This is a genomic window from Bacillus sp. VT 712, assembly GCF_001614195.1.
GTDB classification, from domain to species: domain Bacteria; phylum Bacillota; class Bacilli; order Bacillales; family Bacillaceae_H; genus Priestia; species Priestia flexa.
Genome location: NZ_LWBK01000089.1, coordinates 1 through 1544, shown reverse-complemented (window position 1 = coordinate 1544; position 1544 = coordinate 1). Strand labels below are relative to the sequence as shown.

Annotated in this window: 2 rRNA genes; both read right to left on the bottom strand. The window is 48.3% G+C overall.

Going from position 1 to position 1544, the window contains the following annotated elements:
* Positions 1-428: ribosomal RNA gene (locus A2U94_RS20080) — 23S ribosomal RNA — on the bottom strand; the annotation flags it as partial.
* 344 nt (positions 429-772) lie between these two features.
* Positions 773-1544 (bottom strand): 16S ribosomal RNA (locus A2U94_RS20075); the annotation flags it as partial.

The window sequence follows — 1544 nt, the reverse complement described above, 5'->3', positions numbered from 1 at the left end:
TTCCGCCGTACTCAGGATCCACTCAAGAGGGAACGAAGTTTCAACTACAGGGTTGTTACCTTCTTTGACGGGCCTTTCCAGACCTCTTCATTTACCTCGTTCCTTTGTAACTCCGTGTAGAGTGTCCTACAACCCCAAGAGGCAAGCCTCTTGGTTTGGGCTAATTCCGTTTCGCTCGCCGCTACTCAGGAAATCGCATTTGCTTTCTCTTCCTCCGGGTACTTAGATGTTTCAGTTCCCCGGGTCTGCCTTCAATATCCTATATATTCAGATAAAGATACTGCTCCATTACGAACAGTGGGTTTCCCCATTCGGAAATCTCCGGATTAAAGCTTACTTACAGCTCCCCGAAGCATATCGGTGTTAGTCCCGTCCTTCATCGGCTCCTAGTGCCAAGGCATTCACCGTGCGCCCTTTCTAACTTAACCATTAGCGAATAAATGGTGCAACTTGCGTTGCGTTATTTATTGGTTTGATTAAAGAAAAGTTTCACTTTTCCTCAGCTATTACTGTTATCTAGTTTTCAAAGAACAATCGCACTCAAAATTCTTCTTATCTAATAAGAAGAAAGTGATGTACTTTCTATTAAATGAGAGATTGAACTCTCAAAACTGAACAAAGCTTCAAAACGCACGTCTTGTCTAGCTACGGCTCCTAGTCATTCGATCGTTTCACTTTTGTCAATGAAACCAAATAACGGTTTCCCTGTCAAAAGCTCCAACGCTTTTCATGACTAAACAATCGCCTTCGCTTTTCATGTAAAAATCCTTAGAAAGGAGGTGATCCAGCCGCACCTTCCGATACGGCTACCTTGTTACGACTTCACCCCAATCATCTGTCCCACCTTAGGCGGCTGGCTCCATAAAGGTTACCCCACCGACTTCGGGTGTTACAAACTCTCGTGGTGTGACGGGCGGTGTGTACAAGGCCCGGGAACGTATTCACCGCGGCATGCTGATCCGCGATTACTAGCGATTCCAGCTTCATGTAGGCGAGTTGCAGCCTACAATCCGAACTGAGAATGGTTTTATGGGATTGGCTTGACCTCGCGGTCTTGCAGCCCTTTGTACCATCCATTGTAGCACGTGTGTAGCCCAGGTCATAAGGGGCATGATGATTTGACGTCATCCCCACCTTCCTCCGGTTTGTCACCGGCAGTCACCTTAGAGTGCCCAACTAAATGCTGGCAACTAAGATCAAGGGTTGCGCTCGTTGCGGGACTTAACCCAACATCTCACGACACGAGCTGACGACAACCATGCACCACCTGTCACTCTGTCCCCCGAAGGGGAACGCTCTATCTCTAGAGTTGTCAGAGGATGTCAAGACCTGGTAAGGTTCTTCGCGTTGCTTCGAATTAAACCACATGCTCCACCGCTTGTGCGGGCCCCCGTCAATTCCTTTGAGTTTCAGTCTTGCGACCGTACTCCCCAGGCGGAGTGCTTAATGCGTTAGCTGCAGCACTAAAGGGCGGAAACCCTCTAACACTTAGCACTCATCGTTTACGGCGTGGACTACCAGGGTATCTAATCCTGTTTGCTCCC